Consider the following 26,146-nt stretch of genomic DNA (forward strand, 5'->3'; position numbering starts at 1 on the left):
GAAATTATTTTCCCGCCCCACCTTTATATAAACTTTAGGAGTTTAGCTCAGCTTAGTTCACTATCCGCAGATAAATCGGATTACCCCAAACTGGCTTCACCGAAGTACCCATACCGGGGCTATGCGCCGCTATGTGCATACCGCCTCCCACGTAGATTCCTACGTGACCCGGCCAGTGCATAATATCGCCGGGGCGAGCCTGAGAAGCCGGCACTTGCAGATGCCCATACTGGGCATACATCATATAAGAACTATGCGGCAAGCTAATACCAAAATGCTGATACACATAAGAAACAAATCCCGAGCAATCCCAGCCAGCCGGAGTACTTCCGCCCCATACATAGGGAACCCCAGAGAACTGCTGTGCATAAGCTGCAATCTGTGGTCCTAAACCAGCTGGAGCAGCGGGCTGCGGAGCCGGTGCCGGTGCGGGAGTTGGAGCCGGGGCCGGAGTTGGAGCAGGCGTCGGTGCGGGAATTGGAACTGGAGAGCTCTGCTGGGCAGCTCCTACTACACTAGCTGCAGCAGCATTGGCCCGCGCCACCCGCTCTGCTTCCATTTGCGCCAAGCGCGCTCTTTCCGCTTCTACGCTGGTAGCCCGCTCAGCCGCTAATTTTGCAGCTAAAGCATCTCGCCGTTTGGTGGCGCTGGCAATTTGTTTATCTACTGCCGCTGCTGCCGATTGCGCAGCTGCTACCGCGCTCTCAGCTTTTTCTGCCTGCTTAGATTGTTCAGCCGCTTTTGCATCTGCTTTAGCTTGCAAAGTAGCGGAAGTCTTACTCAGTTCTTCAAAACGTTGGATCTTCGCATCAGTGCCATTTGCCAATAAATCAAAAGCTTGTGAGCGGTGCAATGCACTCTCTAAATTATCGGCACCAAATATATAGTGAGCATCGCGCAAATTACCAGCTGAATCCTGATACATTGCCTGGGCAATAGATCCTAGGTTACGCTGCGCAGAATGTAAGTCTTTTTTGACGGCGTCTGCCTTTTCTTGCGCCTTAACTGCTTCATCAATCGAAGCAAAAAGCGCTCCCTGCGTCTTAATCGCATCGGCCTGCGCCTGCGCCGCATTAGCTTGCGCCTTATCGCTCTCCGCTGCGAGCTGTTGCAGTTCTTCTTCAATAGCAGCTACGGTGGTTTGACCTTGCCCAGCGCCGTCTGGCACCGCATAGGCCACCGCAGTGGCAGATATCGGTAACAGCAAAGCGGTGCTCACTACAGCCGCTTTCTTCACTAAACGCTTCATATAATGACCTATCTTGCCTTCCGCGATTGCCTTACTCTAAGCTATCTTGATTTTCAAGGTTCTCCACGGTGTGTCGAAAACCTATCTGTAACGAGAATATAACAAAGACTAACAATTTTAAACAGATAAATCAAAATTCCCACAATTCACATTCATTACTTTTGTAACATTTACACCATCTTTAACTAACCGCTTTTCTATTTCCCCTGCTAAATATCAACATTTTGGCATTTTATAAATGAAATACCTGCCTCCTCACAATATATTTATTAAATTTCCTGCTAGGTAAATCACAGCCCCTTCCTTTAAATAAATATGGCAAAATACAACTATGAGTGACGGCGCTTTGCAGTGGTATCCCGACGAACTAGGGGATGGATTTTCTTATGCTTATTTCCCAATAGAGGAAAACTCTGGATCTACCCGCGCCACTCTTATTCGCTACCAGCCAGAAAAAGACCCGGACGCCCTCCCCTGCACTACCACACCACAACGTTTCAATCTCCTTTTTCTCCATGGCTGGAACGATTACTTTTTCCATAAAGAATTTGCGCGCTTTATCGCCTCGCAAGGAGGAAATTTCTATGCCTGCGATTTACGCCGGTTTGGGCGTTCCCACCAAGCAAAGGAAATTTGGGGATATATTGCCGATTTACATGATTACACCCAGGAAATAGATTTTGCCCGTGCTTACGCCACTGCGCAGAGCCCAGTTCCTTTTATTCTCTACGGGCATTCCACCGGCGGTCTCACAGCTGCTCTATGGGCAGGAAAAAATCCACAAGCATGTGCCGGATTAATCCTCAACTCGCCTTGGCTGGAATTACAATACCAGTGGCCGGTACGAAAAATCACTGCCCCGCTGCTGCGTCTACTAGCTAAGCGCGATCCCTATAAAGTAATACCGAACGGCCCTGCCGGTTATTACTACCGCGGAAAAACTGGGGGGAATCTCGCGGCCGGGCTTTCCCCCACAGAAAGCGACCCGCAGAGCGATCCTTTCTTCACCACCGGCTGGCAACCTAATCCACGCTACTGGCATATTCCTACTTTCCCGGTGCGCTTCGGTTGGCTAAATGCAGTGTTCTCTGGGCAAGCAGAAGTAGAAAACGGCTTAGGTATTACCTGCCCGATAATCACCTTTACTTCTGCCCAGAGTTCTAATTTCACCTCTTGGAATGAGAAGGTATTGGAAAGCGACGCCGTACTCTCGGTAGAACAAATTTGGAAACGGGTACCCCAACTAGGAAATAATGTACTACTGCGCAAATTACCCGGTGCTATACACGATGTACTGCTTTCCCGCGCCGCCGTGCGTCAGCTCTGCTACCAGAGTCTGACCACTTGGCTAGCTGATTTGCCACTTAGCTAACCTGATTCCCGCAAATCTCTCCTAGCAAATCTTTTCTCGCAAAACTCTCCTAGCAATTTCTAGCGGCGCACTTCTTTCCCTTTTAGCAGCAACTCGGCCAGATGCACACCCTGCTTTCCTGCCAACTGCGCTGCTTGGGTGCGGCAAGAATAACCATCCGCTAGATACACTGCCTCTGCTCCCGCCGCAGCTAGTTTCGGCAATAGTTGATTCTGCGCTACCGCCTGCGAAATTTCGTAGTGGCCTTTTTCCATCCCGAAATTTCCTGCTAAACCACAGCAGCCACTCAGCTGTACTAATTCAGCACCAGTTTTTCGCAGTAAAGCTGCCTCTTTTTTCCACCCCATTACCGAATAATGATGGCAATGCGGCTGCGCCACAATTTTCATTCCTTGCAGATCTGGCAGATTCAACTGCTCTCCCACCCCGAATTCAGGATGGGTGAGCAATTCCGCCAGCGTAAAGGTCATACTGGCAATAAGCGAAGCCCGCTTATCTTCCGGCAGTAAATCTAACGCGTCGTCGCGCAATACCGCCGTACACGAAGGCTCCACTCCCACTATCGGAATCCCATTCTTCGCAAAAGGCGCCAGCACTCCAAAAAGATGCTGGAGTTTTTTCTTAGCCGTCTGGAGCTGACCAGTAGTAATCCAAGTCAAACCACAGCAGGGCGAAGCCGGAGGAAGTAACACCGTGTATCCGTATCTCTGCAATAACTCCGCGAGCGCTTGAGCTCCGCGCGTATCGAGACTTTCGGAGAACGAATCTGCCCAAAGCACCACATAGCGCCGTTTCTCTTGTGCGGGTAAATCCGCCGCTAGCTCAGCTGGCAACTGCGAGGAGAATTGCCCGCTGCGCCGGGCCCACGCCGAAAAAGAACGCTGCGCAAATCCCGGCATATCGCGCCGCTGATCAATTCCGGAAAGAGAAAAAGCCAATTTCCGCAGCGGCGCGATGCGGAAACAACTATTAGCAAAGCGAGCCAACCCCGGCACGCGCACCACGAGACGCGCCAATATCGGTAAATTTCCCAATAAATAATGCGTAATCGGGCGCAATTTCCCTTTATAAGCGCGGTAAAGTGTTTCAGATTTATAGCGCGCCATATCTACTCCCGTAGGGCAGTCACTCGAGCAAGCTTTACAGCCGAGGCAAAGATCGAGAGATTCTAATACCGCCGCATCCGCAAAAGTAGCTACTAGCTGGCCATTGGCAGCTTCCTGCAAGACCCGCATTCTTCCGCGCGTCACATCTTTTTCTTCTTTAGTTGCCTGATAGGACGGGCACATAAAAAATCCGGCATCCATTCTATCTGCCCGGCAATTCCCCACTCCGGTGCAGCGATGTAAAGCATTAGTGAAATCTGCATCGTCAGCTAAGAAATGAAATCCTCCCGCATAGGCGAGCGCGGGCGCCGCTGGGCGGCGCAGATCCGCATCAAGCGCACGCGGGCGTACCAATACCCCAGGGTTTAGTAAATCCTGTGGATCGAAAATCGCTTTTACTTGGGAAAATAATTCAATAATTTTCGGCGGATACATGCGCGCTAAAAGTTCTGAACGGGCACGGCCGTCTCCATGTTCGCCCGAGAGTGAGCCGCCAAAACTGAGAGCTAAATCCGCAGCCGCAACTAGGAAATCTCTAAATACTTTTGCCCCGCCCGCTTTATGCAGCGGAAAATCTATCCGGATATGCACGCAGCCATCTCCGAAGTGGCCATACATAAGCCCAGCTAATTCATACTTAGCAAGTAATTTTTGTAAAGCGCGCAGATAGTTCCCTAACTGCTCCGGAGGTACAGCCGAATCCTCCCAACCCGGCCAGGCGGGCGAGCCCGCTGGAGTTCGCCCACCGAGGCCAGCTCCATCGGCACGAATTCTCCAGAGCCTTTGCGCCGCAGCTCCCGCTGCTTGTATCGAATAGGCAGTAGTTCCCGCCGCTTTTACAATAGCCTCTGCCCGCTGGGGCACTTCTTGGGGGTCTTCGCCTTCTTGTGCTCCTACTTCCACTAGCAGCCAGCCGCCGCCATCCGGTAATTCCGGCACTTCTCCGCGTGCGCGGCGCACTACCTCTACTAATTCGCGATCCATGCCTTCAATTGCCAAGGGCTTATACGGCAAAATATCCGGCACCGCATCGGCCGCAGCTGGCATATCTGGATACCCGAGGACCACCAGCATTGGAGCTGCAGCCAGTGGCACTAGCCGCAGTTTTATTTCTAGTAAGGTGACCAGCGTGCCTTCCGAGCCCACCAACATTTTTGCTAAATCACGCCCATTTTCCGGTAAGAGATGCTCTAGCGCATAGCCTGATACCTGCCGCGGAAAACGGCCTAAGTTAGTGCGGATATCACTTAAATTAGCCGCCACTAAGTCTGCTAAAGGTTCCGGCATTTCCCCGGCGCCTGCCGTAAATTCGCGACCGGTGCCGTCAATACATCGCAGCTCTAACACATTATCGGCAGTGCGCCCCCACGCTACCGCATGGGGTCCACAAGCATTGTTTCCTACCATTCCCCCGAAAGTAGCGCGATTTTGCGTAGAAGGATCCGGCCCGAAGCGTAAACCATAAGGAGCCGCCGCCGCCTGCAAATCACTCATCACCACACCCGGCTCCACAGTAGCCGTGCGTGCCTGTGGATCTATATGCAGAATTCGGTGCATATGCCGCGAAAAATCCAACACTATGCCGCTGCTAATTGAGTTGCCCGCCACGGAGGTGCCGCCGCCGCGCGCCACTACCGGCATATGATGCCGCCGGCAAACTGCCAAAATTTTTCGCACATCTTCTGCGTGGCGCGGGAAGACTACTCCCGCCGGCACCACCCGATAATTAGAAGCATCGCTGGTGTATTCAGCGCGCACCCGAGTCGAGGACTCTACTTCGCCGGAAATGCTTGCTGCTAATTCCGCCAATGCTTGCTCTACCTGCGGGGGCACTAGCTCCGTCTGCTCTGGCATATTCTTCCCTTTCTTCTCTCATATCTTACTGAGAAAGAAAGTAAAAAATCATATCCAGCCTAAATACAGATTGCCTCCGCCAGTAAATTGTCAATACTGTAGCGGCTATCTTTGATAACTACTATGCAGACATTGCGCTTTTTTGTGAGTACAGTAATTTCTTCTCCGCTATAGCATCCCAGACGAAAGAGGAAAGTATCCATATCAGAATCGGTAGTGGATATGGACTTTATTACATAAGTCTTGCCTACTTCCGCATTTAGTAGATTCATTTTTTCTTCGGTAAAGAGCGCCGCATCAGAAACGCTATCATTACTGGCCGTGGCAGCAAGCGCATTCACCGGGGTTCACCTGCTTTCCATGACTGTAGACGCTTACCGACAAGGTTTTATGCGCCCCGGCCAGAGCAGCATTCTGCGTGCCACAAAGGCAATGCTCGCTGCCATCACTGCTACCACCAATAATCCAGGGAAGAATCCATTTCCGAGATGCCCCTCCACTATTAAGCTGCCAATCTGATTTACCAGGAAGGCTACCGTATAGCCGGTGCAGAATTGGAGAGCGATTGCACTCCAAAGCCATTTTCTATCTTGCATTTCTGAATTCATAGCGCCAATAGCAGCGAAGCAAGGTGGAGTGTAGAGGTTGAAGAACAGATACGAAAGTGCAGTTACCGAGGTGAGCCCCATGGTAATAGCAATTTCATTTGCCCCACCGGTCATAGCTAATTCATCTGGATCAATAAAGTTAGTGAGTCCGTAAACCACGGCGAGGGTGCCTACTACATTCTCTTTCGCAATAAAGCCAGTGACGGCTGCTGCCGCTAATTGCCAAGCACCGAAGCCCAGCGGAATCAAGAAAACCGCAACTGGCGAAGCTATTGAAGCCAAGATAGAGGTATCTTCCATACCTTAATCAGCGTGCTGTTTAGTGGTAGAAACCGTTTCCACTACCGGACAATTCAACTTCTGCGCCAGCTCTGCCACATTGATATCCGTATGCTCTTTTCTATTAATATCGCTCTTATTGAGCGCTACCACTACCGGAATACCTAGCTCCAACAACTGAGTAGTAAAGAAAAGACTCCGATTCAAATTAGTGGCATCAACGATATTCACAATCGCATCCGGCTGGGTCTCCCGCACGTACTCGCTGGTAATTCCCTCTTCCGGAGTAAAAGGAGACATAGAATAGGCGCCCGGTAAATCCACCACTACCGCCTCTGCCTCTCCGGCATATTCTTCTTTAATTTTTCCTTCTGTCTGCCCGACGGTGACGCCGCCTCAATTGCCGACTTTTACCTTTAAGCCGGTCAGAACATTAAACATAGTAGTTTTACCACTATTAGGATTACCCGCAAACGCTATCCTCATCCGTAAAGCCTTCCTCATGCTACTTAACTGTTTTTGCCCAAGCAGCTACTTTGCGTGAAACCAGTGCGGCAGCTGCCAACTTTTAAAGCCCTGCGCACAAAAGAAAACCCCCGAAGCTACAGAAAAATAGCTTCGGGGGAATAGTTGGAAATTTTACTTACTTTTCACTGGGTGGCTGCGCTAAATCACATTCATTAGCGATGACCGCCCGGCCAGCTTCTAGGCGTGCTACCGGCACCCGGAATGGTGAGCAGGATACGTAATCCAAGCCCGCATATTCGAAGAAGTGAATCGAAGCCGGATCTCCACCGTGCTCTCCGCATACGCCCATATGCATCTGCGGCTTCACGCTCCGACCGCGCTCTACACCCATCTGTACCAATGCGCCCACTCCGCGCGTATCGATAGATTCGAAAGGCGAGGTGCCGAATACCGAATAATCGAAATACTGAGTGAAGAACGAAGCTTCTACGTCGTCACGAGAGAATCCCCAGGTAGTTTGAGTTAAATCGTTGGTACCGAAGGAGAAGAAATCAGATTCTAACCCGATGCGCTCCGCCCGAATAGCAGCCCGCGGCAGCTCAATCATATTGCCAATCGGAATATCCAGCTCTACGCCTTCCCGCTCCGAAGTTTCTTTAATAATCTTCAATGCCCAATCGCGCACAATCTGCATCTCCCGCTCCGAGGCAATGAGTGGCACCATAATTTCGGGGCGTGGATTCTTTCCAGCTTTTTGCAGGGCTGCGCAAGCATTGGCAATGGCATGAATCTGCAGCTTCACCAAGCCAGGCAGTTTCAAGCCCAAACGCACGCCACGCAATCCCAACATCGGATTTTGCTCATGGTTCGCTTTCACTGCCTTGAGCAGCTTAGTTTCTTCCGCAGTAATCTCTTCGCCTAAGGCTTTCTTTACCGCTAATTCCACCGAAAGGGCCGTATTATCCGGTAAGAACTCATGCAAAGGCGGATCGATTAACCGCACAATTACCGGCAAACCGTCCATCGCCGAGAAAATACCTTCGAAATCTCCTTCTTGGAGTGGAATCAGTGCCCGCAAAGCTTCCTGCTGATCTTCCTCGGATTCAGCTAAAATTACTGTTTCAATCAGCTTCCGGCGCTCGCCCAGGAACATATGCTCGGTACGGCACAACCCAATTCCTTGCGCTCCGAATTTCCGTGCGCGCTGCGCGTCTTCCGGAGTATCAGCATTGGCGTATACTTCCAAATTCCGCTTCGCATCGGCGCGGCTCAGAATTTGATCTACGGCATATACCAATTCGCGCGATTCTTCGTCGTCACAAATTTGCAGCGCCGCTTCCAAACCATCCGATACATACGCCATTACCGGAGAATCTACCACTGGCACCCGACCGGCAAATATCTCTCCGGTACCGCCGTCAATCGCGATTAAATCTCCGGCGTGATAGGTCTTATCCACCGACTTCACGTACATGGTACCGGCTTCTTCGTCTACTACGAGATCATCTGCTCCCACTACGCAGGTACGCCCCATACCGCGCGCTACCACTGCCGCGTGCGAAGTCTTTCCGCCTCGAGAAGTAAGTACTCCCGCAGCCACAACCATTCCAGCTAAATCATCTGGATTAGTTTCGCGACGTACCAAAATTACGGAGGCACCAGCCTGCGAACGCTGCTCTGCCTGCTCGTTATCGAATACGATTTCGCCTACTGCCGCACCGGGAGAAGCCGGCATTCCTTTCGAAATAATCTCTTTCGGGGCACTCTTATCGAACTGCGGGAAGAGCAGAGAAGTGAGCTGATCACCCGTTACCCGAGTAACGGCTTCGTCGCGCGTAATCAAACGCTCATCTACTAGCTGCTTAGCAATTCTAAACGCCGCCGGTGCTGTACGCTTCCCTACGCGAGTCTGCAGCATCCAGAGCTTGCCTTGCTGAATTGTAAATTCGATATCGCACATATCGCGGTAGTGCACCTCGAGACGCTCCATAATATCGAGTAATTCATCATAAGAAGTCTTATCGATTTTCTCTAAGTCGGCGAGAGAAAGAGTATTACGGATACCGGCTACTACATCCTCACCCTGTGCATTCTCCAGGTAATCACCGTAAACGCCGGTATGCCCGGTAGAAGGATCACGCGTGAAGCAAACGCCCGTGCCCGAGCCCGTGCCCATATTGCCAAAGACCATGGTCTGCACATTCACCGCAGTACCTAAATCATTCGAAATGCGCTCCCGCCGCCGATACAGGCGAGCCCGATCAGTGTTCCAGGAATTAAATACGGCTTCTACTGCCATATCGAGCTGCTGGCGGGGATCTTGCGGAAATTCGATTCCCGCTTCTGCTTTCACTATTTCTTTATATTCCACTACCAGCTGCTGCAGATCCTCAGTGGTCATATCAAGATCGCCGGCGTAGCCTTTTCTATCCTGCAAGCCATGCAGTGCCGTGGAGAAGAAGGAATCATCAATTCCCAGTACTGTCTTACCAAACATTTGGATTAGACGCCGGTAAGAATCCCAAGCAAAACGAGGATTTTGCGACTGGGCACTCAGACCAGCTACTGACACATCGTTCAGACCAATATTGAGCACCGTCTCCATCATGCCCGGCATAGAAAACTTCGCACCTGAACGCACCGAAAGCAGTAAAGGATCTTTTTCATTACCAAGCCGTTTATGCATTTTGCTTTCAATGCCGGCAATAGCCGTGGTGACTTCCACTTCGAGGGTTTCCGGTACCGCTCCCGTACGCAGATAAGCACGGCACGCCTCGGTGGTAATAGTAAATCCTGGGGGTACCGGCAAACCTAAATGGGTCATCTCTGCCAAATTGGCACCTTTGCCACCTAACAACTCTTTCTGATCTTTATTGCCTTCAGTAAAGTCATATACGTATTTCGTCATATATTTCCCCTCCACGGGAATAACACAGCACAGAATGCTTATTTAATTGTAACTGCCTACAATTTTTACAGATTTATTTAATTGTAAAATAAGTGTAAATGATAATAGGACCAACGTCCAGATTAGCACTAATTTTTCGCATATATTTAACGCCTACACCGCATCGAAAGAGATTTTCACAACTACTATACTGAGAACGAAGTGAAAGATTTTCGAGCAGAATGCGATTGATGACTATGGGGTCTTCTTTACCTCCTTATTTTGGAAACAGCGATAGTGATTTACAGGAATTAGCGCGCCGAATTGGCCCGCTGCAAGCTATGGCCTTTGATGTCGACGGCACAATCGCCGATGCGGAGGGAAGCGTAGGAGAAAGAGCAGTAGCAGCACTACGCTCCCTTTCCCAAGCCGGTATCGAACCAATAATAGTCACCGGGCGAATTCTCCCCGTTGCGGCCGATCCCTTGCGGCGCGCGGGACATCACGGCATAGTGATTGCCAGTAACGGCACCCGTATCGGAGATTTAGCTACCGAAGAGATTATTTACTCCCAACCCATGCCAGAAGAAATTTCCCGATTAGCTATTCAAACTGGGCGGGAATTAGGGCTAGTGACGGTATTTACCCTCCCTGACCGCTTGGTAGTAGAAGTATTTGAAGAAGGAAATCGCTGGACGCAGGGCGGGTACGCCGTATTTAAGATTGATGTACAAGATTTGGATACAGTAGATCCAACGCTGGTGTATAACGTGATGTTTGGGCATCCAGATCCAGCTTATTTAGATAGCCTAAATACCGAATTAAAGGCGCGTTTCCCTTATATAGACCGCTCAATGACCAATTTTTACGAAATGACCGCCCCCGGCGAAGGTAAAGATAAAGGAATGCAGATATTGGCCGAAAGGAAAGGCATCGACCTGGGAAAAGTAGCCGGCTTCGGAGACGGCGGAAATGACGTAAGCTGGCTACGCGAAATCGGGCATCCAATTGCAGTAAAAAATGCCCGCCCCGAAGTGATGGAAGTATGCGAAGCGCGCATCGGGCATCACGCAGATGATGCCGTAGCGCGCTTCATTGAAAATTATCTGGCGGAGTACAGCGGCCCGAGGCTTAACTAATAGCATTAGGAACGGCTTTAGTTATCGAGCTTATCTGCAACTAGAAACTTAGCCAAGAAGTAATAACTAACTAGCGCTAACACTAATTAGCTCTCTACTCCCCGCTCCGCTGCTCGGTGCGATTTCTCTTCCTCCGTTACGATTTTTCGATAAATAAACTCCCGGTCACGGCTCTCCCCCACAACGAAGCGATATTCCCCCGCGTGTGTGAAACCGTGCCGTTTATATAGTTTCTGCGCTCCGTAATTATTTGCCCATACTCCTAGCCAAATAGTGGATTTCCCTCTCGAAATAAGCCAATCTAAGGCAGTTTCGAAAAGTCTGGTACCCCAGCCCCCTCTTTGGTAAGCAGCACGCAGATAAATCCGCTTAATCTCTCCGTCTTCCGCGCGCATCTCCGGATGCGGCAAAATACAGTTACCCGCCGTCACATATCCGCAGAGTTTTTCTCCGTCTACCAAAACCCAGATACTGCTATCTGCATCTTGAATCTGCTCCGCATAGCTTTCCTGCGTATAGGCAGTAGCTAAAAAATTCTGCAAATCTGCGGGTGGATAGAGATAAGCGAAAGTTTCTTCGAAAGTATCGCGGCTAAGCTCTACTAAGGCATCGAGATCTGCTAACTGCGCCTCTCTGATTTCCAAGAAAATTACACCCCGAACAAAAAGAAACTATTAGTTGAGCGTGGCGCGAATCTCCGCCCGCAAGCGTTCCTTAAGCGACGGAGCTGCCCACGAAATATCTACCGCATTGAGGCTCAGCTGCGCCAAAAATTCCGGATCTGCTCCTAGCTCATCTGCCACTAGTTGGAAGTTTTCGTTGATATAGCCGCGGAAATAGGCCGGATCGTCAGAGTTGATGCTCACCTTCACTCCCCGCTCCGCTAGCTTAGCAATCAACGGTATTTTCGAGCCGTCTGAAACCCACGTATTAGATACCGGGCAGCAAGTCAAACCAATTTTGTGCTCTACCAGGTAATCTACGTATTGCGAATTTTCTCCTACATTAGTGCCGTGATCGATGCGGTCTACTTTAATTTCCTCAATTAGCTGGCGGATATGTTCAATTGAATCTTTAATATCCACATCGGCGTGCATGGTGAGAAGGAAACCCTCTTGCCGGGCACGGGCAAAAACTGCCGCGAATTTATCGGGGGCGTTGCCGGTCTCATCAGAATCTAAACCAACTCCGAGAATCCACTTCTTATAGGGAAGCGCCTCAAGCAGGGTAGCCATCGCATATTCGGCCTGGAAATCTCGCAAGAAGCACATGATGAGCGCAGACTGTATTCCGAGAGTCTGCTCCGCTTCCACCTGTGCCCGATGTAAACCGGAAATCACGGTATCGAAGCTGACTCCGCGGCAAGTGTGCGCCTGCGGATCAAAGAATATCTCGGCGTAGCGCACGTTCTGCGCAGCAGCTTTTTTCAGATATTCCATCGCTAGATCATAGAAATCAGCACTGGTACGCAGCACCTGCATGCCGTCGTAATAAGAAGCCAGGAAAGAAGCTAAATCGGTGAACTGGTAGGAATCATATACTTCCTGCGCAGTTTTTTCGGCTAGCTCAATTCCATTCCGCTGCGCCAGCTTAAATTTCAAATCTGGCTCTAGAGTGCCTTCAATATGTAGATGTAGCTCTACTTTTGGAAGTTTTTGCACAAAGGAAGAAACCTGCATTTTTACACCTTTCAGTTATTAGTGCGCCCAGCCGGCGAATCTACTACCGGGTCTGCTACTACAAATTTTACACAGTCAATTAATCCTAAATCGGTAATTGCCCATTCCGGGATAGCGGTGATTGAGAGGAAGAGGAGCTGGCCGAAAGGAGATTCCAAATCGCTTCCCAATTCTTCCCGAGCTACCCGATCCATATTCTTCTCGGCGGCAGCCATCTCTTCGGCCGGCAGATCTGCCACGATACCGCCTACCGGAAGCGGAAGACGAGCGAGCACTTCTCCATCTGCCACGGCAATTTGCCCGCCGCCCATCTTAGCAACCTCATTGATTGCCAAAGCCATATCTGCGGCATTTGTACCAGCTACCACCACATTATTATCATCTGGAGCATTGGAAGTGGCGATTGCGCCTTTTTTAATTCCGAATCCATTTACAAAAGCCACTGCCAGATTGTCGGTCTTGCCGTAACGCTCGGCCACTGCCACCATAATGGCATCTTGCTTCGTATCCACCTGTACTACTCCGTCTACCACCGGCAGCTCAATATGGGCGCCCGGACGGCGGAAAGCTACATCCTTGCTGAGCACGATAGCTTGCACAGTGGCACTCTCACCCGCAGCCGTCACCTTAATACGTTCCGGAGCGATTTCCCCAATCCGGAAAGTATCTAGCACGGTGGCGCTCCGTTCAGGAATGACGGGCGGCTGTACCGGCAAACCACCTCGAGCCACGATTCTTCCCGCTTTCATCACCTGCTGCGGGCGGAAATCTTCTAAATCATCTACGAAGAGAATATCTGCAAAACGCCCCGGAGCAATCGAGCCAATCTGATGATCTAGTCTAAACATCCGCGCCGTATTAATAGTACCCATTTGAATCGCCTGCATAGGAGTAACTCCACACTCGATAGCTAGGCGCACTACGTAATCCAGATGCCCGCGGGAAAGCACATCGGTAGCAGTGATATCGTCTGTACAGAAACCAACCCGATCACTCGGCGCTCCCATTTCCGTAATCAATTTAATGTTTTCTCGCAACATCGGCGCGGCGGTAGATTCCCGAATAATAATATTAATGCCATTGCGCATCTTCTCCAGTTCCTCTTCCGGAGAATACGATTCATGGCAGAGTGCCACCCCGGCGGCAGCGAAACCAGCAGTACGCCGTGCATCAATCAGAGGTGCACAGCCAAATACCGGAAGCCGATTCTCCTGCGCTAAATCTAGGGCCGCTAAGACTTCTTCATCGCCATCTTCGACCATTTCCTGCACGGTTTCCCAGAGCCCGACACATTCTGGCATCTTTTGCGCTTTTTCGTGATCTTTCGAGCGGAAAGTATAGCCGACATTCGATTCCGGAATTGTGTAGGGAGCGCGCGTGGGAGCTCCCCACCATACGTGCATCGATCCTTGCTCGGTCTCCTGTAAAAATTCTTTTACTCCCTCTACGCCCGCGGCCACCAAAATCTGATCTAGACCAGAAATTGCGGAGGTAGTACCGTAGCGCGAAAGTAATTCCGAAAGCATGGTGACGGAGAGTTTTGAACACTCAATATGTAAATGCCCATCAATTAACCCCGGCGTGAGATAGCGGTTTTCCGCGTCGATTATCTCGGTATCTGGGCCGCACTGCGCACTTACATCACCTACGGCAGCAATTCGCCCATCAGCAATAGCGATATCGGCGGGATAAATCTCCCCCGTCAACACATTTACTAAACGCCCATTTTTAATGACGGTATCGGCAAAATCCCGCGCATAAGCTACATCTAATAGATGACGATTCAGCATTTCTCTCCTTTATTTTTTTGCATAATTTTTTCTAAACTTAGGTAAATAAGCGCGCTCACACAGATTCCAGCCGGAATTGCCAAATCTGGAGCAGCTGCCGGATTGGCTGGGGAAAGAGCAGCAGCTATGCTTCCCACAAAATAACCCGTATTGGCGAATAAAGCCGCCGCCAGCATTCCCGCCGCTAAAGCGCAGAAACCTGGTATTTGTATTCCTCCCCAACCCCAATATGGGCCACCTTTGATATTCATTAAGCCAGCGAGGTCATATTTACCGCGTTTCAACGCCCAATTCAGTAGATAGATAGTAACCCAGGGCGCTAGCCAGATACTGAGTGAACCCACAAAAGCACTCAAGAATTGATAAAAAGCAGAGTGGGAAACAGCCAAGATGGTGGCGGCTATACAGATTAAAGAATCGGTGACTACCACTACGGAACGCCGGGCAGGAATTCCTGCCGTTAATAGATTCAAAGAAGAAGAATACAGATTCGTACTATTTTGTAAAAGGAGTCCGAACGCCACCAAAAGCAAAAACGGAATTGCAAAACCGGCCGGTAAAATAGCTGGAATAGCTAAAGGATCCGATAGGTCTACCGTAGCATCCACCGCGACAGTCGCCATGGCCGCCCCGAGAGTCTGTAAAAGTAAATAAGGAATAAAACCACCTAGAGCTGCCCAGATACCTACTTCCCCAGGGCGTGTATCACGCGGAAGATAACGAGAAAAATTACTTCCTGAGCAAGCCCAGCTCAGACCACCAGAGATAGCTACGAAACTTATTGCACTGATTAAAGTAGCCGTAGTGGCACCGGCAGTGGCATCAAATATATTGGTGCGCGGAATTATTACCACTGCTAATACACAGAATGCACCGGCAAAAATTATCGCGGCGTATTTTTGTGCCACCATGAGTAGGTGATAACCAATTAACGGCAGCAGCATCTGAAGGATTCCGAGGGCAGCGATTAAAACAATTTCCCCTGCCGACCCGAGAGAAATTCCTGCTAATGAAAGTAGAGCAGCTACGGCGTAGTACACCAGAATCAGACCTGCCGCTTCAAATCCAAGCAACATTAGCCAGGAAAATACCCCGTTGGGGCGCCCGCCGCGCGGCCCGAGCCAAGCCCGCGATATAGTCATATTGGTGGTGCCGGTGGCAGGACCTTGCACAGAGGCGAGAGCCAAGAGCGGATAAGAAAATAAATTACCGAGAATGATGGCTGTTAATGCTTGCCAAAAGTTGAGGCCAAATAGCAGCACCAGCATCGCCCCGTAAGATACGGTGAATATATTGGTGGTGGTGCCTGCCCAGAGAAAAAATAAATCTTTCGGGCGTCCATCCCGCTTTTCAGGCGGAACGATATCAATCCCTTGCTGGTCGAAGTTCGAATCTGGCAGATTATCTACTTCCGCTACCGGACCTGACAAATGTGTCTCCTTTAGATGAGAAAGGTGCCCAGCCGAACTGGGTTAGGGCCGCTATTAGCGTATGCTCTCATCTAAAGATGAGCAAGCTGAGCTATAAAAAAGCAGGAATTACTCACTCTATGAGACAGTCGCGCCTTATTTATGAGAATGCATCTACTCATTTATTCATTGCGCGCGCTTACTCATTGCACTTTTGCTCATTGCGCGCCGGGGACTCCCGCTGCTTTATTAGCTGCTAGTACCCCATTCGTGCGCTGCGGATCGCGCGGAGGATGTACCTTCACCCGTGCCGCCTTATTCGCAGCTTCTATTCCGGCGGTAGGGAAAGCCTTTTTCTTTTTTCGGCTCAGCTTCGGAATCGTAGAAGTCACTTTCCGCATAATTGCTCCCATTTGCCGCGGAAAACGCGCCTGTGCTATTCCGAACAGTTTAAATGCCAACTCTTTCATTTTATCCATGCCTCCGTTTTCCTTGCCCTTTAGCTGGAGATTTTCCACTCACTACCGCTTCTAAACTCGACGCAGCTTCCTTCGACGCAGCTTTCTCCTGCGCAGCTTCCGCTTTATCTACCGCCGCCGGGCTATTTAGCATTTGAAAAATTTCCGCTATCTCCGCGCGCGCTGCCTCTGCTTGCTCTGGAATCATAGAAAGGCGCGTCCGGCGTTCCAAAATATCTTCTACACAAAGCGCCCCCTCATGCGTAATAGCAAACTCTACTTCCGCCCGCGTCAAATCCAAATCCGCAATTCTTCCGAGCGGATTCGCCACCGTAGCCTCTGCCACTACCCGGCGGGATTCTTTTCCATAGCGTCTGATTAGGAACTCCGGCAATCCGTAAATATCACGCAATGCCACCCGTTCATTTTCCGGATGCCGCGGCGCCCCTACCAAAGGAAGGTTACGGGTACGGCACGGTTCCGCAAATAAATTGCGATAGGCCAGAGTCTCGTCTAGTGCTTCTTCCGCCATATAGCGATACTCGGTGAACTTTCCACCCACAATCGAAACTAGGCCATTAGCGGACTTAATAATCGCATGCCGCCGGGAAAGATCAGCGGTAGCCGCCTCCGTATCCGAAGTGAGCAAGGGGCGTAAGCCAGTAAAAGCTCCCCGAATATCAGCTCGGCTTAATTTTCGCTCTAAAGCGGGGTTGATATTTTCTAAAAGAAAATCAATATCTGCTTCTGGAGTATCCGGCACATCCGGAATAGGCCCCGGCTGATCCTCATCGGTCAATCCTAGATAGCAGCGACCTTTATCAGCCGGAAGTATGAATAAATAGCGAGAAATTGAATCCCGGAGCGGAATAGTGAGAGCACCTTTAGGATTGCCGAGCGTTTCCGCATCGAATACTAAATGCGTACCGCGCGCGGGGCGAATCTTTATTGTTTTATCTAATTCCGGTGCCCAAACGCCTGCTGCGTTTATTACCGCTTTTGCTTCTAGCTGGAATTCTTCCCCAGTTAATTCATTATGCAGTAATGCCCCGTTCCCCGTGGCAGCACTGGCACTGCAATAGGTGAAAATTTTCGCACCGGCTCCGGCCGCACTGCGCGCTACCGCCAGCACCATCCGCGCATCGTCTATCATCTGCCCGTCATAATTCACCCACGCGCCTTTTAGTCCGTCTCTTTTTGCCGCTGGCACTAACTCGAGCGCCTGTTTCTTCCCGAGAAAACGCGAACGCGGAAGAGTGGAACGCTTCGTAAAAGCCGCCATACTGAGCAAATCGCCAGCTAGATATCCAACTCGAACTGCCAGCGCTTGCAATAAAGAAATATAACTATTCAGCGGCGTGACTTGCGCTAAGGGGTGCACTAAATGCGGAGCTGAATTTTCCATAATAATCCGCCGCTCGCAAGCAGAGTGATAAGCGATATTCACCTGCATTTTTGCTAAGTAGCGCAGCCCGCCGTGCGCCAATTTAGATGACCAGCGCGAAGTGCCAAAACCTAAATCGTGTTTCTCCACTAATACTGTATTTAGACCGCGCGTAGCCGCATCGAGAGCAATGCCTGCTCCGGTAATTCCGCCTCCGATTACTAGCAAATCTACCTGTGGATTTTTCTTTAACGCTTCCCATTCCTGCTCCCGGCGGGCCGCATTCAAAGCAGTATTCATTTTATTAAATACCCTTCCAATATTTGGGTTAATTCTTTTTCCCAGCTTTCTTCATCGATAAAGCCGCTCACTATCCGCGCACTCAGAGCTGCTGATTGCACAGCTATGAGCACAAATACCGCTTTATGCAGTGGATTTTCTTTATTTATGCCCGGTACGCGCTCAATCAAATAAGCCAAGACGTCGATAATTGCCAACTGGCTGCGCCCCAAGCGCTCAAACTGATAAGTGAGGAGTAAATCGGGTTCTTCGTTAATAATTATTTGCAAAAGCGCGTTATCGCGCACTTTCGCCGCCATCTGCACTATGTAGCGCACAAAAAGCGGGCCGTTATCCGGAATATCTTCAATATCCAGTAACTCCAGCAATTCCTGCGTAAGCACATCAGCAGTAATTTCTGTGACGTTGCGATACCTTTTGTAGACGGTAGGCCGGCTAATTCCGGCTTTTTTAGCAATATCAGTGATGCTAGGGTTAGCACCTCCGTACAAAATACAACTGCGCGCTGCATCTAAAATAGCTTGCGCAGTGGCATCAGTATTGCGTTGCAGCACTTTCTCTACAAGTTTCAGCATTTTGGCACCAAGTACTTTCCAGCTCCCGGTATGCATTCAATCTCTGCCGGCGGGAAAGCAAATTTATCGCCGTCTGCATAGAGAGGAGCTCCCGGCATATTTAGAATTACTTTCCGCGCATAGTGCACTTCAATATCTTTATTTTCCATCATTCCCGCCATGACGGTGGGGAAAGTATAAAGACCTCTCCGCCGCGATACGCTCTTTACAATGGTCACATGGAAATTACCGCTCTGTGGATCGGCATTCTTACAGATTGGTTTCCCGCCACCATAGGTACGCGTATTTCCGATAGTTATCATTGATATCGGCTCGTGCAATTCCGCATCATCTAGCACAATATCTGCTGGAAGCGGACGCAGTAGCGCAAACTCAATTAAACCCGCGGCTATATAACGCAGAGCGCCTTTCGGCCAGCTAATTGCGTTGGTACGCTCCGTCACTAAGGAATCCCAACCGCAGCAAGCAATGGTGCCAAACCACTTTTCCTCATTCGGCGTACGCATAATTCCCAAATCAGTGGTGATGGCATTGCCTTGCACTATCACATCAACGGCGGCTTGGGCATCAAGCGGAATACCGTACTGCCGCGCGTGGTCATTTCCCGTGCCCGCCGGAATAATTCCCAGTGGGAAACCACTCTGGGCTTGGCTCTGCAAAGCAGTGGTAATCAGCCCGTCGCCACCGCACACCACCAAGGCCGAGAAATCTCCGGAATTGATAGCTTCTTTCGCTAGACGCCGCGAATCTGCCTCATTTCCACCGGTGAGCACTTCCACCCGAACTCCATGCTGCCGCAAGCGGCGATAGGCAATATCGGAGGCTTTTATAGCCCGCCCTTTCCCAGATATTGGATTCGTGAGCAGGGCGACTGACTTGATTTCCATACTTACTCCTAGAAGAGTTTACCGGGATTAAGAATCCCCACTGGATCCAATTCAGCTTTTACCGCATGCAATATCTGCACACCTAAATCGCCGATTTCTTGCTCCATATAGGGGCGGTGATCAGTACCCACACCGTGATGGTGGGTAATGGTGCCTCCATTTGCTTCAATAGCCCGGCAAGTAGCTTCCTTTGCTTTCCACCACTGCTCATGCGGATGTGCAGACTGGGCAGCTACTACTGTGAAGTAGAGCGAGGCTCCTTCTGCATATACATGGGATACGTGGCACATCACAATAGCAGGGGTGCCCTCTAAATTAGTAGTAAGCGCTTCCACTACGGCTTGCCGCAGTTTCGGCAGGTTACTCCAATCGCCGGCAGTTTCCAAAGTTTCACAGATGACGCCGTTATCAAGCAGTGCATCCCGCAGTACCGGCGCCCCAAAGCGGCCTTGTTCCCACTGCCGTACTGGAGCTTCACCTAAGCTGACTCCACCCATCTTGATAAGTAATTCCCGAGTTTCTTGCAACCGTGAAGCTGTGTGCTCTGGAGTACCCTCGTACATCGTCAGACACAAGCAGCCTTTTTCTTCTTTCTTAGTTTCGCCAATTTTATCGGTAGAGCTGAGGTTTAGCGAAGACTCAATATCATCCGAAAGACGAATCACGGTGGGGCCTGTACCCTGCTGAATTACTTCGCGCACTGCGTTAACTCCCGAACGGAAATCCGGGAAGCTGAAGGCTTCGTAGCGTTTCATCTCGGGAAGTGGATGAAGACGCACCCGTACGCGCGTAATAATTCCTAAGGTGCCTTCCGAACCGAGGAAAAGCTGGCGTAAATCTGGGCCCGCCGCCGAAGCCGGTGCCTGCTTACCTACTTCTAAAATTCCTTGCGGAGTTACTACGGTAAGCGAGCGCACCATAGAATCGAAACGCCCATAACCGGCAGAATTTTGCCCCGAAGAGCGCGTAGCGGCGTAGCCACCGATGCTGGCATAGGGGAAAGATTGCGGGAAATGCCCTAGCTGCAGACCATGCTCCGCCAAAAGAAACTCAGCGTGGGGGCCAGTAAGGCCGGCCCCTAAAGTCGCTTCCAGCGATACCTTATCTACATCTTCTAACTTGTTAAAACGGTTTACATCTAGGCTAATTACGCATTTCATAGCTCCAGATTTGGGCGCTACGCCCCCGACTACCGTGGTGCCGCCCCCGAAAGTAACTACCGCAATTTTTTCTGCGCTACAGTAGCGGAGAACTTCCAGCACTTCTTCTTCGGTACCCGGCGCCACCACCGCATCCGGAGCATCGATTACCGCGCCACTGCGCCAATCTAATAAATCCGGATATGATTTTCCGCGCGCACGGCGCAAGCGCTGCTCGTGTTCTTGCGTAACAAAACCGGCGCCTACTATTTTCTGCAATCCGGCAATTTGGGCGGCCGTAATACGCGGCTCAGAAAGCTTTATTTCCGCCGCCGGAATCCGCCGATGCTCCTCAGTAGCTTTTGCCCCTAATACCTTAGTGACTAGCTTCTTAATGGAGTTAGAAAGAGGTTTTTCTTCTGCGGGTACACCCCACAGGTTATGTTGCATAGGAGGTAATGTGACTTCACTCATGTTCCCTAGTTTACACCTTTACAGATTTTATAAAAGTGTTTATTGAAACTTCTTTACCTAATTTCCACTCCGCATCTTCTCAGCGAAGTATCCACCCGGTTTTTCCGCCAATTTCCACCCAGCTCACCTCAGTCTCCCAAGTGGCTTTCGAAATAGTCTTCAACTAGTTTTTCACTGGTCTCCAACCAGTTTTCACCACTTAGGAAACTACATTTTCGGCGCGCGCCGGCATAACCCCTTCCGGAAGTTGATAATCCGAATCATATCCGGTGAAACTAAACTCTTTCTTCTCTCCTGTCTCCACGACATCCACTACAATGGTCTGCCCCTCTTGGAATTCGCCAAAGAGTAGCTTCTCCGAGAGCACATCCTCAATATCACGCTGAATAGCGCGACGCAATGGGCGCGCGCCGAGCACCGGATCGTAGCCACGATCGGCAAGTAACTGCCGAGCAGCTCCGGAGAGTGCTAAATTCATTCCCTGCTCCCGCAGGCGCGAATCCAGCTTACTTACCATCAGATCCACAATCTGCAGAATCTCATCCCTACTCAGCTGTGGGAATACAATTACTTCGTCTACCCGGTTTAAGAATTCGGGGCGGAAGTGATTACGCAGCTCTTCATTGACGCGCAGTTTCATACGCTCGTAAGAAGAGGCCGTATCTCCATCTAGCTGGAATCCCGTGGAAATTCCTTTCGCAATATCCTTCGTACCCAAGTTGGTGGTCATAATAATGATGGTGTTCTTGAAATCCACGATTCGACCCTGAGAATCGGTGAGCCGCCCCTCTTCCAAAATCTGCAACAGCGAATTAAAGAGATCCTGATGCGCTTTTTCAATTTCATCAAAAAGCACCACTGAGAAAGGCTTACGCCGCACTTTTTCCGTCAGCTGCCCGCCTTCTTCATATCCCACATATCCCGGAGGAGCTCCAAAGAGCCGTGAAACTGTGTGTTTCTCCTGATACTCCGACATGTCAAGCGTGATTAAAGCGTCTTCATCCCCAAAGAGGAATTCGGCCAGCGTCTTAGCCAGCTCCGTCTTACCCACACCAGTGGGGCCAGCAAAGATAAAGGAACCACCGGGACGATGCGGATCTTTCAAGCCTGCCCGCGACCGGCGAATAGCCTGCGCAATCGAAGTAACTGCCTCATTTTGCCCAATTACTCGCTTATGGAGCTCATCTTCCATACGCAATAGCTTTGCCGATTCCGCTTCGGTGAGTTTGAATACTGGAATACCAGTAGACATGGAGAGTACCTGTGCTATCAGCTCTTCATCCACTACCGAAACGACGTCGAGATCGCCTTCTTTCCACGACTTTTCCCGCTCGGCGCGCTGCTCATTGAGCTGCTGCTCCTTATCACGTAAAGCGGCTGCTTTTTCAAAATCCTGCCCTTCGATGGCCGCCTCTTTTTCGCCGCGTACTTCCGCTATCTTTTCATCTAGCTCCCGCAGCTCCGGCGGCGCAGTCATCTTTTGAATAGCCAGCCGGGCCCCTGCTTCGTCTATCAAATCAATAGCTTTATCCGGCAAGAAACGGTCATTAATATAGCGATCAGCTAAATTAACTGCTGATTCAAGCGCCTCATCCGTAATAGTGACGCGATGAAAAGCCTCGTAACGATCGCGCAGACCTTCCAGAATAGCAATCGTCTCTTTTACAGTCGGCTCTTCTACCTGAATCGGCTGAAAACGCCGCTCCAAAGCCGCATCTTTTTCAATATATTTACGATATTCATCCAGAGTAGTAGCCCCGATTACCTGCAGTTCTCCTCGTGCCATCATCGGTTTCAAAAGTGAAGCCGCATCTAAAGCACCTTCGGCTGCTCCTGCTCCCACTAAAGTGTGAATCTCGTCGATAAAGAGAATAATATCGCCGCGATTATTTATTTCTTTGAGAATTTTCTTCATGCGATCTTCGAAATCGCCTCGATAGCGCGAACCAGCTACTAGAGAACCCATATCGAGAGAATAGAGCTGCTTATCTTTGAGTGTCTCCGGCACATCTCCTACGGAAATCAGCTTTGCTAAGCCTTCAACTACTGCCGTCTTTCCTACGCCCGGCTCCCCAATAAGCACCGGATTATTTTTAGTACGCCGCGAAAGCACCTGCATTACTCGCTGTGTTTCATTGTGCCGCCCGATTACTGGGTCGAGCTTATTTTCTCGCGCATACTGGGTGAGATTCCGCCCGAATTGATCGAGGATAGTAGAGCTAGATTTCAAACTCTCACTCTGCCGGCCAGTACCTACTCCTACCGCTTCTTTACCCTGATATCCGGAAAGCAACTGCGTCACCTGCGCCCGCACTTTCGGTAAATCTGCACCTAGTTTCACCAGTACTTGTGCTGCCACACCTTCCTGTTCCCGGCATAAACCCAGCAGTAAATGTTCAGTGCCTATATAAGAATGCCCAAGCTGCAAGCCTTCTCGCATCGCATATTCCAGCACTTTTTTCGCCCGCGGGGTAAATGGAATATGCCCGTTTGGCTGCTCTTGGCCTTCCCCGATGATCTCTACTACTTCTCCGCGCACATCGTCAAAAGAGATATTCAGAGCTTCCAGCGCTTTCGCTGCCACTCCTTCTCCTTCTTTTATTAGGCCGAGCAGAATATGCTCCGTCCCTAAATAGTTATGCTTCAGAGTGCGGGCTTCTTCTTGCGCGAGCACAATCACCCGCCGCGCCCGGTCAGTAAATCTCTCGAACAATATGCTCTCCCTATATAGGTGCTAATTAACAACTACTAAAACTCTACTGCCATTTCGCGCAGTAAATAAAACATTTCGCCACCGGCGTGATAGAAACGGCACCAAGAAAAATTTCGCCGCGAAAATTTGCAGCAAAAATTAAGCTTCAAAAAGAATGGTGAAAGGGCCGTCGTTTATTAGCTCTACATCCATCATGGCTCCGAACTCACCGGTGGCAACTGCCACTCCTCGCCGGCGAATTTCTGCCACTAACTCCTGAAATACGGGTAATGCATAGTCTCCGGGAGCGGCCTTCGACCAGGAGGGATTTCGCCCTTTACGCACGTCGGCGTAGAGAGTAAATTGCGATACCAGCAGCACTTCCGCGCCCGCTTCTTCCACTGATTGGCGCGCTTTTGGCGAATCATCTCCCGCCGGCCCCCGCAGTAGCTTCAACTCACATATTTTCCGAGCCGCTTTTGCCACTTCTGCCGCGCCGTCTCCCTGGGTAATTCCCACCAGTACGCACAAGCCATTTCTTATTTCTCCACATATTGCACTCTGTACTCCACTTTGCTCAGCCAATGGATCGCCGGCATAGGCCCGCACGCGCGCTTCTTTTACCCGCTGTATTACTAGACGCATTTCCGCTCCGTAACTAGATTTCTACCGTTCTCTTATTAGACGCTTCCTTCTACATTAGATTTTTCCGCGCACCCCGGCGAAGAGCATTCTGCCGCAACTCTTTTCCCGGACGTTCCGCCGGGGAAATAGAAGATTTACCACTCTGGCTCACGATTTCTTGCTGCGCAGCGGCGATATTTTCTGCCACTTCCAATACTTGATCCACCGGTACACTGCGCTTCAGCAGAGCTAATCCCACTGCTCCCTCTAAATAGCTGCGCGTCACTGACGTAAGTATGCCAACTTCTTTTCCACCGGCATAAACTTTCGCGCCCGCGGGCGGTAACTCTGCGCCGGCTTCTAAATAGAGATAGGTAAGACGGCGCGGCACCCGCCCCAGATTGATTAACTTAGCCACGGCCTCTTGCCCGCAGTAACAACCCTTTGAACTGTGTAAAGCAGTGCGTAGCCAATCTAATTCATGCGGAAATACTGGCCCGCGCACTTCTGTTAGAGCCCGCGGGCGCCAATCCGTAATTCGCACCGCCTCCCAAGCTAATAGACCAGCTGGTTGCAGAATATTCGCCCAATCCATCCGAGCCGCCGCAGCAGATTCTTCATCATAAAACGCTAGCCAACGCCGCCGCCCCGCCGCCGGATGTATTGCCGGTAGTACCCCGTAATGTGCACCTCCTGCCAGCACCTGCGGCCAGGGATCTTTCCAAAGCACTTGCGCCGTTTGCTCAATTCGGGCAGCAATTTCCTCCGAAAAATCGATAAAACCAAAGACCGCTCCCGCTAAACGCGATATTTCTGCCCGCATCCGGAATTTCATTTTCTGTAAAAAGTCTTCTAGAGATGCTATTTTTTCTCGGTCGGTAAAGAGATAAATCGCCTCCGATTCTAACTGCAAGAAAGCCGCGTGATTTATATGTCCCTGCGGATCTAGGAGAAGCATTTCTCGCGATTCGCCTTCTTCCATATTTTGCACATCGCAAGTAGAAAGACTGTGCAGCCAACGGCGGCAGTCTTCTCCAGTTAGGCGCAATACCTGGAGAGAAGAGAGGCAGGTGAAGGCTTGCCCTTCTCGCAGCGTGGCCTCTTCGGCCAGCGGATTTCCGAAATGCGCCGGCGCGCCCGAAATTATTTCCCGCTCCGAAAAGATATCTAAAGAATCACTCATTTTTCGTCTGTAAAATCCACTTGCGCCCGCGATAGCCGCCCAGCCAAATAGCTGCGCATTTCGTAGCCAAAAGCCTCCATATCGTAGGCATAAAATAGATCAGATTGCACACTGCCGGCCATTATTTTAGCCGCATTCAACTCTGCCCCTGCTCGCGAACGTGCAATAGCATCGGTAGCCAGCTGTAATTGCGGACCGCGAATCAAACCTACCCAGACCTGTGCATTACCGGAAGGCGTAGCCACCATTGCTTCTACTACGCGCGCTCCCCCTTCTTGCTCAGGCAATTCCGGATTCACTCGCAGATATCCAGTAGCCGAACTCCACAGCCGCTCTTTTGTAAGGCTCTTATAGGTGAGATAGCCGGGATTTTCTTTATCAACAGCGCCGGCAGGTTCTTTTGCCAGCCATATCTCAGAAGAGAAACGCAGGTAGGGGCCGCCGTCTGCATTATCGATATGCAACTCTTGTAAATAAGCCGCCGCTGGAACATTTTCGTATTCGAGGACGCCGCCACCTTCCCAACTATCGGCTAGCCACGCTAGCGGATAATTTTCGGGCGCTAGATTCTCAGGAATTCTCATAACCAT

At 50.5% G+C, this 26,146-nt stretch carries 20 protein-coding genes and 1 pseudogene; 2 read left to right on the forward strand and 19 right to left on the reverse strand.

The annotated features are described in order from the left end of the window. Positions 1-52: 52 nt before the first annotated feature. Positions 53-1,249 carry a C40 family peptidase gene (locus BQ7117_RS06590; protein WP_073996740.1) on the reverse strand — a complete coding sequence of 399 codons (1,197 nt, stop codon included), beginning with the start codon at positions 1,247-1,249 and terminating at the stop codon, positions 53-55. 331 nt (positions 1,250-1,580) lie between these two features. Between BQ7117_RS06590 and BQ7117_RS06595 the strand changes: the two genes are divergently transcribed. Then, positions 1,581-2,621: an alpha/beta hydrolase gene (locus BQ7117_RS06595; protein ID WP_073996741.1), complete on the forward strand. Its 1,041-nt coding sequence runs from the start codon at positions 1,581-1,583 to the stop codon at positions 2,619-2,621. A gap of 59 nt (positions 2,622-2,680) precedes the next feature. Here the strand turns inward: BQ7117_RS06595 and BQ7117_RS06600 are convergent, their stop codons facing one another. The 5 genes and pseudogenes from BQ7117_RS06600 to ppdK form a co-directional block, all read right to left on the reverse strand. Next, complete coding sequence (locus BQ7117_RS06600; protein WP_073996742.1) at positions 2,681-5,581, reverse strand: FAD-binding and (Fe-S)-binding domain-containing protein; 2,901 nt, start codon at positions 5,579-5,581, stop codon at positions 2,681-2,683. 59 nt (positions 5,582-5,640) lie between these two features. After that, positions 5,641-5,922 (reverse strand): FeoA family protein, encoded by a 282-nt coding sequence (locus BQ7117_RS06605; RefSeq protein WP_202613029.1) that lies wholly within the window; start codon positions 5,920-5,922, stop codon positions 5,641-5,643. A 33-nt stretch (positions 5,923-5,955) separates the two neighbouring features. Continuing rightward, the gene (locus BQ7117_RS07755) at positions 5,956-6,489 is read right to left on the reverse strand and encodes a nucleoside recognition domain-containing protein (RefSeq protein ID WP_073996743.1); all 534 of its coding nucleotides are present in this window, start codon (positions 6,487-6,489) and stop codon (positions 5,956-5,958) included. A gap of 3 nt (positions 6,490-6,492) precedes the next feature. Next, positions 6,493-6,972, reverse strand: a pseudogene (locus tag BQ7117_RS07760) (FeoB small GTPase domain-containing protein). Between the two features lie 139 nt (positions 6,973-7,111). After that, positions 7,112-9,844 carry a pyruvate, phosphate dikinase gene (gene ppdK, locus BQ7117_RS06625; RefSeq protein WP_073996746.1) on the reverse strand — a complete coding sequence of 911 codons (2,733 nt, stop codon included), beginning with the start codon at positions 9,842-9,844 and terminating at the stop codon, positions 7,112-7,114. A 221-nt stretch (positions 9,845-10,065) separates the two neighbouring features. On the opposite strand from ppdK, the gene BQ7117_RS06630 reads away from it, so the two are divergent. Beyond that, complete coding sequence (locus tag BQ7117_RS06630; RefSeq protein WP_084789995.1) at positions 10,066-10,962, forward strand: HAD-IIB family hydrolase; 897 nt, start codon at positions 10,066-10,068, stop codon at positions 10,960-10,962. An 86-nt stretch (positions 10,963-11,048) separates the two neighbouring features. On the opposite strand, the gene BQ7117_RS06635 is transcribed toward BQ7117_RS06630, so the two are convergent. The 13 genes from BQ7117_RS06635 to BQ7117_RS06695 form a co-directional block, all read right to left on the reverse strand. Beyond that, positions 11,049-11,606 (reverse strand): GNAT family N-acetyltransferase, encoded by a 558-nt coding sequence (locus BQ7117_RS06635; RefSeq protein ID WP_073996748.1) that lies wholly within the window; start codon positions 11,604-11,606, stop codon positions 11,049-11,051. A gap of 30 nt (positions 11,607-11,636) precedes the next feature. Next, positions 11,637-12,641, reverse strand: coding sequence for an adenosine deaminase (gene add, locus BQ7117_RS06640; RefSeq protein WP_073996749.1), 1,005 nt, complete (start codon positions 12,639-12,641; stop codon positions 11,637-11,639). A gap of 11 nt (positions 12,642-12,652) precedes the next feature. Continuing rightward, positions 12,653-14,431: an adenine deaminase gene (locus BQ7117_RS06645; RefSeq protein WP_073996750.1), complete on the reverse strand. Its 1,779-nt coding sequence runs from the start codon at positions 14,429-14,431 to the stop codon at positions 12,653-12,655. After that, positions 14,425-15,861 carry a purine-cytosine permease family protein gene (locus BQ7117_RS06650; RefSeq protein WP_073996751.1) on the reverse strand — a complete coding sequence of 479 codons (1,437 nt, stop codon included), beginning with the start codon at positions 15,859-15,861 and terminating at the stop codon, positions 14,425-14,427. The genes BQ7117_RS06645 and BQ7117_RS06650 overlap by 7 nt, the downstream gene beginning before the upstream one ends. A gap of 197 nt (positions 15,862-16,058) precedes the next feature. Next, positions 16,059-16,319: a hypothetical protein gene (locus BQ7117_RS06655; protein WP_073996752.1), complete on the reverse strand. Its 261-nt coding sequence runs from the start codon at positions 16,317-16,319 to the stop codon at positions 16,059-16,061. Beyond that, positions 16,312-17,982 (reverse strand): glycerol-3-phosphate dehydrogenase/oxidase, encoded by a 1,671-nt coding sequence (locus tag BQ7117_RS06660; RefSeq protein WP_073996753.1) that lies wholly within the window; start codon positions 17,980-17,982, stop codon positions 16,312-16,314. The genes BQ7117_RS06655 and BQ7117_RS06660 overlap by 8 nt, the downstream gene beginning before the upstream one ends. Next, a complete protein-coding gene (locus BQ7117_RS06665; protein WP_073996754.1) occupies positions 17,979-18,557 on the reverse strand; it encodes a TetR/AcrR family transcriptional regulator in 579 nt (192 codons plus the stop codon). The genes BQ7117_RS06660 and BQ7117_RS06665 overlap by 4 nt, the downstream gene beginning before the upstream one ends. Beyond that, positions 18,551-19,444 (reverse strand): diacylglycerol kinase family protein, encoded by an 894-nt coding sequence (locus BQ7117_RS06670; protein ID WP_073996755.1) that lies wholly within the window; start codon positions 19,442-19,444, stop codon positions 18,551-18,553. Before BQ7117_RS06670 ends, BQ7117_RS06665 begins: the two co-directional genes overlap by 7 nt. 8 nt (positions 19,445-19,452) lie before the next feature. Further along, the gene (locus tag BQ7117_RS06675; protein WP_237563072.1) at positions 19,453-21,057 is read right to left on the reverse strand and encodes an FAD-binding oxidoreductase; all 1,605 of its coding nucleotides are present in this window, start codon (positions 21,055-21,057) and stop codon (positions 19,453-19,455) included. A 199-nt stretch (positions 21,058-21,256) separates the two neighbouring features. Then, positions 21,257-23,770: an ATP-dependent Clp protease ATP-binding subunit gene (locus BQ7117_RS06680; protein ID WP_073996757.1), complete on the reverse strand. Its 2,514-nt coding sequence runs from the start codon at positions 23,768-23,770 to the stop codon at positions 21,257-21,259. 138 nt (positions 23,771-23,908) lie between these two features. Further along, positions 23,909-24,394 (reverse strand): D-aminoacyl-tRNA deacylase, encoded by a 486-nt coding sequence (gene dtd, locus BQ7117_RS06685; protein WP_073996758.1) that lies wholly within the window; start codon positions 24,392-24,394, stop codon positions 23,909-23,911. 49 nt (positions 24,395-24,443) lie between these two features. Further along, positions 24,444-25,556 carry a CAF17-like 4Fe-4S cluster assembly/insertion protein YgfZ gene (gene ygfZ / locus BQ7117_RS06690; RefSeq protein WP_073996759.1) on the reverse strand — a complete coding sequence of 371 codons (1,113 nt, stop codon included), beginning with the start codon at positions 25,554-25,556 and terminating at the stop codon, positions 24,444-24,446. Continuing rightward, positions 25,553-26,146 (reverse strand): heme-binding beta-barrel domain-containing protein, encoded by a 594-nt coding sequence (locus BQ7117_RS06695; protein ID WP_073997037.1) that lies wholly within the window; start codon positions 26,144-26,146, stop codon positions 25,553-25,555. The genes ygfZ and BQ7117_RS06695 overlap by 4 nt, the downstream gene beginning before the upstream one ends.

The sequence above is a fragment of the Arcanobacterium urinimassiliense genome, assembly GCF_900119495.1.
GTDB lineage: Bacteria > Actinomycetota > Actinomycetes > Actinomycetales > Actinomycetaceae > Arcanobacterium_A > Arcanobacterium_A urinimassiliense.